The sequence below is a fragment of the Allofournierella massiliensis genome, assembly GCF_964241245.1.
Lineage (GTDB): Bacteria > Bacillota > Clostridia > Oscillospirales > Ruminococcaceae > Allofournierella > Allofournierella massiliensis.
Genome location: NZ_CAXSWZ010000016.1, coordinates 73,734 through 81,252, shown reverse-complemented (window position 1 = coordinate 81,252; position 7,519 = coordinate 73,734). Strand labels below are relative to the sequence as shown.

Below are 7,519 nucleotides of genomic sequence, written 5' to 3'. Positions count from 1 at the left end.
AAAAAGTCTCTTCCGATCCTGCTTTTCACAAAAAGTGGGGGCTGTTGCTCAACTTCCGTTTTGCAACAGCCCCTTTTGCTTTAAGAACAATGATCTTTCAGCGAATCGTCCCTCCGCGGGATATTTTGTTTGGAAAAGATTTGTTTCAATGGGGGTCAGGCCTGACAGCCGCAAGCATCCAGAAACTCCTCTACGGTCAGGAAAACTCCGTCATAACCCAATCGAGTGCAGAGCTGTGTGACGTGGGGAGGATCCAGGCGGGCGGCTTGAAGAGCGGCACTGTCGGCAAACACTTGCCGAGGCGAACCGTCGGCGACCACCTGACCTTGCGCCATAACCACCACTCGGTCAAAGCACTCTGCCACGAAGTCCATGTCGTGCAGGATGGCGAGAACCAGCTTGCCCTGGGCAGACAAGGTGCGAACAATATCTGCAATGCGTCGGCGTCCCATCATATCCTGCGCGATGGTAGGCTCGTCCAGAATCAGCACATCCGGATCCATGGCCAGCACAGAGGCGATGGCTACCATTTTGCGCTCGCTCAGTTCCAAGTCATAGGGGTTGCTGTTTTCCTGATTGGACAGGCCGGTCAACGCCAGCGCCGCACGGGATTTTTCCCGGGCCTGTTCTTCGATCATGCCGATGTTCAGCGGCCCGAACATCACCTCGTCCAGTACGTTGTATCGGAAAATCTGGTCATCCGGGTTCTGGAATACATAGCCCACCTGAGCAGCCAGCGCGGCCACCGTTTTATGGGAAATATCCTCACCCCGGAACCAGATGCTGGGGCCGGTGGGCCGCAGCAGTCCCTTCAACAGCTTGACCAGTGTGGTTTTGCCGGCTCCGTTCTGGCCGATGATGGCGGTGGGGCGGGCATCCAGCTGCAGATTGATGCCGTGCAGCACTGGTGTGCCGGGACGATAGGAAAATTCCAGGTTGCGGATTTCGAACAGCTCCGGGCGTTCCTCCTGCTGAGCAGAGACCGGTGGAAGCGCACTGGTGCAACGCAGCTGATTGGCGGCCTCCTCCACCGTTACCGGGTAGCTGCCATCCGGAAGGGTGGTGCCCAATGCCCGGCAGATCCGGGTAAAGACCGGTGCCTGCACGCCCAGCTGCTCCAGATCCGGGCGGGAAAATACCTTTTGCGGGGTGTCGAAGGCAATCTGATGGCCCTGATGCAGCAGCAGAATACGGTCGCAGTAGGCGGCGATTATTTCAATCTTCTGCTCGATCATCAGAATTGTAATACCACTGTGAGCCAGCTTGTCCACAGTGCGGAATACCTCTTCGCTGCCCTGAGGATCCAACTGGGAAGTGGGTTCGTCCAGCACGATAATGTCCGGCTCCATCACCAGAATGCTGGCGATTGCCACACGCTGCATCTGACCTCCCGACAAGTCAAAGGGATTGCGATCCCGGAACTGCCAGATGTCCAGCAGCTTCAGGGCATTTTCGGTGCGGCGGTGCATTTCGGCCCGGGGAACGCCCAGGTTCTGCATGCCGAAGGCCACTTCCTCATAGACGTTGTCCTTGGCGCCAGACAGCTGGTTGAAGGGGTTTTGGAACACCAGACCCACCTTACAGCAAAGCTCGGAAATGGGGGTGCTTTCGGCGGGCAGGCCGTCGATCAGCACCCGACCACCGTAGGCGCCGTTATAGAACTGGGGAACCAGACCGATCAGCGCCTGGCTCAACGTGCTTTTTCCGGCTCCATTCGCTCCCACGATACCAATGAATTCGCCTTTTTCCACCGTGAAGGTCAGACCGTCCAGTGCCAGCGCGTCGGCATGGGGATAACGGTATTTAAGATTTTCCACAGCAATCACAGGCATTGGGCGATCCTCCATCCTGCCGCCAGCACAATCAGGGCCAGCAAAGCGATTGTAATCGGCTTGTCGCCACGGTGAGGGGTACGATCAGCCAGGTAAGTCTTTTTCTGTTTGGCCGCAAAGCCGCGTACCTCCAGCGCCACCGCCCGCTCACGGGTGTTGATCAGGGCGCTCATGACCACCGGCGAAATCAGCGGCAGAAATGCTTTGGCACGGGTGAGCAGGTTGCCCTCGGTTTCCATACCGCGGCTGCGCTGGGCGTCAGTGATGGTGCTCATGGTGCCCATCATCTGGGGCACAATCTGGAATACCGAAATGATGATGTAGCCAATCCGGCGGGAAAAGCCTCGCTTTTCCAGTTCCTCCACCAGCTCAGAAGGCTTGGTGGACAGCACCAGTATCGCAAACGAGAACAGCATATTTAATACATTGCAGCCGATGCGAAGAGCGTAAAGCAATCCTTCCTGATAAAAACGCAGTGGCCCAATCTGGAACAGGGGCGTCTGATTGTTCTGGTTGAACAGGCCGTGAATCAGGAAAATGGTGATAAGAATGGTGAAGGAAAACGCCACCAGCGGTGTTACCCGCCGCAGCAGATGCCCGCTGGCCAGCACAGCCAGACTGAGGGCGATAAAGGCTGCGAACAGCCATAATGTACCGCCGATTAAAGGCACACTGATGGCGGTGACGATGTAGGCCAGCTTGGTGAACGGATGAACCCGGCACAACCAGCTGCCATTATCCACATAAAGACTGATACTTTTCATGGTTTAGTCCAGGCGCTCCACTTTTGCATTGGCGTCGTACAGGGCGGTCAGCTTTTTGGGCAGGCCCTTCAGAACAAAGAATACAACGATCAGGGTAATGATCTTGTCCGGCACATCCACAACGATCTCGTCCAGCAGCGAACCCAGCAGAACCGGCATGCCGGCGGCCTGCGTAGCAGCAAAGACCATATCGCCCCAGACGTTGCCGGTGGTGCCGCCCCAGAAGATTACGTTCAGCGGGGTGGAGATGAGCACCGCCACAAGGCCGGCCACTACGGCGGTGAGCAGCGCCTTGGGGAAGGATTTCATGAAGCCCAGCCGGGCCATGATGCCGGCTGCCACACCGATGCCCAGACTGGTCAGTGCGTAGATCAGGGTGATGTTGTCGCCGGCAGTGAAGCCGTAGATCAGGTTATTGGCCGCACCGCAGATGGCGCCGATGACCGGGCCGCCCAGACAGCCACCGATGCAGGTGCCGATGGAGTCCAGCCACAGAGGAAGTTTGAGCAGGCTGGCAAACATTTTGCCCAAATAATTGATGCCGATACATGCAGGGATCAGAACGATGGTTGCCGCATTGAATTTGGTTTTGAAAAGATTCATAATTGATGCCTCCTTTATTGTTGTGCCGGGGAATCCGGCATGCGTTACCGGTTCAGCAAAACCAGCGCTTCCAGCGCGGTCAGAATTTCGCGATGTTCACCGGCGGCGGTAGCCTCTGCGCCGCTCTGGTAAAGGCCCACGCTCTCGGCTACGTCCTTGTGAAAACCGGCCACCACATTCAGAATGGAGCCGCACTGTACGCCGCGCAACCTGCCCACCACAAACAGGGATGCCGTCTCCATATCCGAGGCAATGACTCCACGGCAGGACCATTCCTCGTAAAGCGAGGGATTGTTGTCTCCGTACAGGCAGTCATGGCTGCGGGCCAGACCGACCATGTGGGAAGCGCTCAGTGCCGTGGCCGCACGCTGGCAGGCGGTCAGAACCTCGAGATCTGCCACCGCGGGGTAGGAAAGCGGGGCATAGCCCGCCGAGGTGCCGTCGTCCCGAACGGCAGCCTGCACAAGAACAAGATCCCCAAGATTTAATTGATCCGTCAATGCTCCGCAGCTGCCGATGCGGAGCATTCGCTGCACACCGATGCGTGCCAGCTCCTCCACGGCGATGGCGGTGGAAGGGCCGCCCATCCCGGTGGACATCACCAGCACGGGAACACCGTGATACAGCCCCCGCACACTTTTGTATTCCCGGTTGAAGGCCAGTGCTTCGGGCTGCTCCAGGCAGGCAGCTACCCGATCCACACGATCCGGGTCACCGGGCAGGATGACGTTCGGAATTCCCAGATTGTCGGGAAGCTGGATATGCGGCATGGTTACATTCATATTGCAACACTTCCTTTCATTGCGTGGGGTAAAAATTCCCATTATTCAAAATGTCGCTTTACCATAATAAAGGTAGCACTTCCGTCAATGAAAGTCAAACCTTGAAAGAGATTTTTTTACAGTTTATACTAAATTTGATGAACTATTTTGTCAAGGAGGTTTTGATATGACGTGTCATCAGCCAAACGAAGATCTATTGCTTGTGATCGATATGCAGAATGTATACACCGATGGTCAGCCCTGGGCCTGCTGCGGGATAGAGCAGGCAGCAGATGCCATTCGGCGGCTGCTGGATACACAGGTGTGCGGCCAGGTGATGTTTACCCGATTCCTTCCGCCGGAAAATCCGGTGGGGGTGTGGGCGGAATACAATCAGGTTAACGCCGCTATCAACGCGGACCCTTTCGCCAATGCGATGATGCCGGAGTTTGACCCGTATCTGGAGCGTTATCCCTTGCTTGATAAATCGGTTTATTCGTCTTTTGCTATCCCGGAGGTAAAGCAGGCGGCGCAGCGTGCCCGGCAGGTAGTGGTAACCGGTGTGGTGGCAGAATGTTGTGTGCTGGCCACAGCTCTGGCGGGAATCGATCTGGGGCATCGGATTGTTTATCTGACTGACGCGGTGGCCGGGTTAAGCACCGAATCCCAGGCGCAGGCACAGGCAGTGCTGTCTTATCTGGCGCCGCTGCACACCCGGATAATGACTACCGAAGAGTATATGCGGGAAAACGGACGGTGACGGGTTACAGGCCGGGTTAATCTGTGCGTTTGCCCGAAAGGGAAAGCGAATGAAAAAGAACAAAGAGCACCGGGTCACAGGCTGTTCCGGTGCTCTTTGTGTCAACGTTGGAAAAATCCTGAGGATGCTTTGTGATTACAAGCATGTGGAAATCATTGAGGGACATGCAATGCCAGACCACATTCATATGCTCGTATCGCTTCCGCCGAAATTGGCGGTATCACAAATTATGGGATATCTCAAAGAGAAGAGTAGTCTGATGATTTTTGATTGCCATGCTAGTTTAAAATACGGGGATCGGCATTTTTGGGCGCAAGAGGATGTTTTGTGAATACGGTAAGGCGGAAACGAATACATCAAACGGCAACTGGAAACAGACCAGATAGTAGATCAGATGAGTTTGAAGGAATTCATAGACCCGTTTACGGGTAGCAAGAATACCAAGGCATAAAAAAGCCCCTTAAGGGGCCCGCCATGAGTCAGCAATGCAGTTGGCCGACCCATTCGTGGCCCCTTGAGGGGTATTGTCCGTATCGTGTCCTTCTAGGGCTTACTCAAGCCCCCGGCTTTACTGGGGAAGCGACAGATTGTAAGTCGAAAATCCCGGCCATATCCTGAAACGGGAGACCGGTTACAAGTCTGAAGGGGGTTCGAAAGTCACATTTTCCAGACGAAGAAAAATCATGCCATATTCCTCCAGGGAGCGGTCTGCCTGCAGTTCTCCAACAACAGTTACCTCCGAACCGAAATCCGGATAATCCTGTGGATAGACCGCATCTTCCGGCATGATGATTTCAAACCCCTGCGCACAGCATGCGGTAGCATCCTGTACGAGCACAGCGCAGGAGATCTGCTCTGTTTCCGGGTCCTGATTGGTCGTAAAAATGCCGTCCATTCGGATGGTCTTACCGATATACTCCTCCGGTGATACCGACATGTTGAAGACCTCGGAATAGACCATGATACTGCTGAGTGTGGTTAGATCGATATCCGGTTCCCCATCGGAGGATTCAGCCGAAGCTGCGGATGTATCCCCGGCGGATTCTTCCGGGGTGGTGGCGGAGCTGCTGGAGCCATCCGGTTCGGAAGAAGGGATACTTTCTGCCTGAGAACCTTCATCTGTCCCGGCAGAAGAGGAGGACGCTGTGCCGGATTGAATGGAACTGCTGCTTTCGCCACAGGCTGTGCATGTCAGAAGAAGAGCGGCAGCCAATAAAAGAATTGCTTTTTTCATGGAATGTTACCTCCTGACGGCCCAGCCCAGAAGCGAGCACAGGCCAAAAAGAAGAATTTCTACGGCAACGATGGTAGAGCCTACGGGGGTTCCCGCCAGAATCGCAATGAGGATACCGGCTGCGGCACAGAATACGGCAAGGAGTGCAGCGCAAAGCGTGACCGAGCGGAAGCTGCGGAACAGACGCATGGCAGACATGGCGGGGAAGGTGACCAGGGCGGAGATCAACAGCGAACCCACCAGATTCATAGCCATCACGATCACCACTGCGGTCACAACAGCCAGAAGCAGATTGTAGCCCTTTGCTCGAATGCCGGTGGCGGCGGCAAAGCTCTCGTCAAAGGTGACGGAAAAGATCTTGTGGTAGAAAAAGAAATACAGGAACACGACCACTGCCGACAGAACCACGCACAGCCACACCTCGGTTTTGGTAAGGGTGAGGATAGAGGTGGAGCCGAAAAGGGTGCTGCAAACATCTCCGCTCAGATTGGAGGAGGTGGAAAATACATTCATCAGCAGATAGCCTATGGCCAGCGCGCCCACAGAGAGCATGGCGATGGCAGCATCTCCCTTGATTTTGGTGTTTTGACCGGCACACAGCAGCAAAATAGCACACAGGACAGTGATGCCCAGAACAAGGGGCATGTCATTGCTGAGATTCAGAACAGATGCGATCGCCATGGCACCAAAGGCCACATGAGACAGTCCGTCGCCAATAAAGGAGAAACGCTTGAGCACAAGTGTAACGCCCAGCAGGGAGGCACACAGGGCCACCAGAACACCTACTACAAGGGCATATTGAACAAAGGGGTAAGCCCAGTACTGGGCCAGCTTTTCAATCATCATGTCCATGCAGACTGCCTCCTTTCAGCTCCCGATCCCGGTAGCCGGGATTGGCTTGGATAAACTCCTCTCGTGTTCCGAAAAAGACCTGTTCGCCCAGAAAGAGAATGTGACTGGCATAACGAAGCGCGGCGCTCGTATCGTGGGAGATCATAAGGATGGTCATGCCATCCTCCTTGTTCAGCCGGGCAATCACCTGATACAGCTCCCGGCTTGCTGTGGGGTCCAGACCGGTAACAGGCTCATCCAGCAAAAGCATCTTCCGGGCAGCGCACAGGGCTCGTGCCAGCAATACCCGCTGCTGCTGCCCGCCGGACAGTTCCCGGTAACAGCGTCCGGAAAGGTGTGCCATATCCATGCGTGTAAGAGATTGACGGGCCAGTTCCTTTTCCGCCCGGGTATAAAAAGGGCGCAGACCGCACCGTCCCTGGCACCCGGAGAGCGCAACCTCCCAGACTGTAGCGGGGAAGTCCCGCTGTGTCTGCGTCTGCTGAGGAAGGTATCCGATTTCATTGGCGCGCACTCCATCGCCAAAGGTTACAGAGCCCTCCAAAGGTGCCAGCAGTCCCAGAATGGTTTTCATCAGGGTGGATTTTCCGGCGCCGTTTTCTCCCAGAATGCAGAGATAGTCTCCGGCGTGGACAGTGAAGCTAAGATCCCGCATCAGAGCGGAATGATAGCCCAGAGCCAGGCCCTGGCAATTGATCTGAATCATAAACGTT

At 55.4% G+C, this 7,519-nt stretch carries 8 protein-coding genes and 1 pseudogene; 2 read left to right on the top strand and 7 right to left on the bottom strand.

What is annotated here, in order from left to right; all coding sequences use genetic code 11:
- Positions 1-155 precede the first annotated feature (155 nt).
- Genes ACESYO_RS10005 through ACESYO_RS09990 form a run of 4 tightly spaced genes read right to left on the bottom strand, consistent with a single transcriptional unit; the run spans position 156 to position 3,981 of the window.
- Positions 156-1,817, bottom strand: coding sequence for an ABC transporter ATP-binding protein (locus ACESYO_RS10005; protein ID WP_373211260.1), 1,662 nt, complete (start codon positions 1,815-1,817; stop codon positions 156-158).
- 5 nt (positions 1,818-1,822) lie between these two features.
- Positions 1,823-2,596 carry an energy-coupling factor transporter transmembrane component T family protein gene (locus tag ACESYO_RS10000; RefSeq protein ID WP_058964385.1) on the bottom strand — a complete coding sequence of 258 codons (774 nt, stop codon included), beginning with the start codon at positions 2,594-2,596 and terminating at the stop codon, positions 1,823-1,825.
- 3 nt (positions 2,597-2,599) lie between these two features.
- Entirely contained in the window at positions 2,600-3,199 is a 600-nt protein-coding gene (locus tag ACESYO_RS09995; protein ID WP_363315494.1) for an ECF transporter S component, read from the bottom strand.
- Positions 3,200-3,243: 44 nt separating this feature from the next.
- Positions 3,244-3,981 carry a nucleoside phosphorylase gene (locus tag ACESYO_RS09990; RefSeq protein WP_373209868.1) on the bottom strand — a complete coding sequence of 246 codons (738 nt, stop codon included), beginning with the start codon at positions 3,979-3,981 and terminating at the stop codon, positions 3,244-3,246.
- A gap of 166 nt (positions 3,982-4,147) precedes the next feature.
- Between ACESYO_RS09990 and ACESYO_RS09985 the strand changes: the two genes are divergently transcribed.
- Entirely contained in the window at positions 4,148-4,720 is a 573-nt protein-coding gene (locus ACESYO_RS09985; protein WP_373209869.1) for a cysteine hydrolase family protein, read from the top strand.
- Positions 4,721-4,826: 106 nt separating this feature from the next.
- A pseudogene (gene tnpA / locus ACESYO_RS09980) lies at positions 4,827-5,171 on the top strand (IS200/IS605 family transposase); the annotation flags it as partial.
- A 180-nt stretch (positions 5,172-5,351) separates the two neighbouring features.
- Here the strand turns inward: tnpA and ACESYO_RS09975 are convergent.
- Genes ACESYO_RS09975 through ACESYO_RS09965 form a run of 3 tightly spaced genes read right to left on the bottom strand, consistent with a single transcriptional unit; the run spans position 5,352 to position 7,512 of the window.
- Positions 5,352-5,954 carry a hypothetical protein gene (locus ACESYO_RS09975; RefSeq protein WP_373209870.1) on the bottom strand — a complete coding sequence of 201 codons (603 nt, stop codon included), beginning with the start codon at positions 5,952-5,954 and terminating at the stop codon, positions 5,352-5,354.
- A gap of 6 nt (positions 5,955-5,960) precedes the next feature.
- Positions 5,961-6,806 carry a metal ABC transporter permease gene (locus ACESYO_RS09970; RefSeq protein WP_373209871.1) on the bottom strand — a complete coding sequence of 282 codons (846 nt, stop codon included), beginning with the start codon at positions 6,804-6,806 and terminating at the stop codon, positions 5,961-5,963.
- A complete protein-coding gene (locus tag ACESYO_RS09965) occupies positions 6,790-7,512 on the bottom strand; it encodes a metal ABC transporter ATP-binding protein (RefSeq protein ID WP_373209872.1) in 723 nt (240 codons plus the stop codon). The genes ACESYO_RS09970 and ACESYO_RS09965 overlap by 17 nt, the downstream gene beginning before the upstream one ends.
- Between the last annotated feature and the right edge of the window lie 7 nt (positions 7,513-7,519).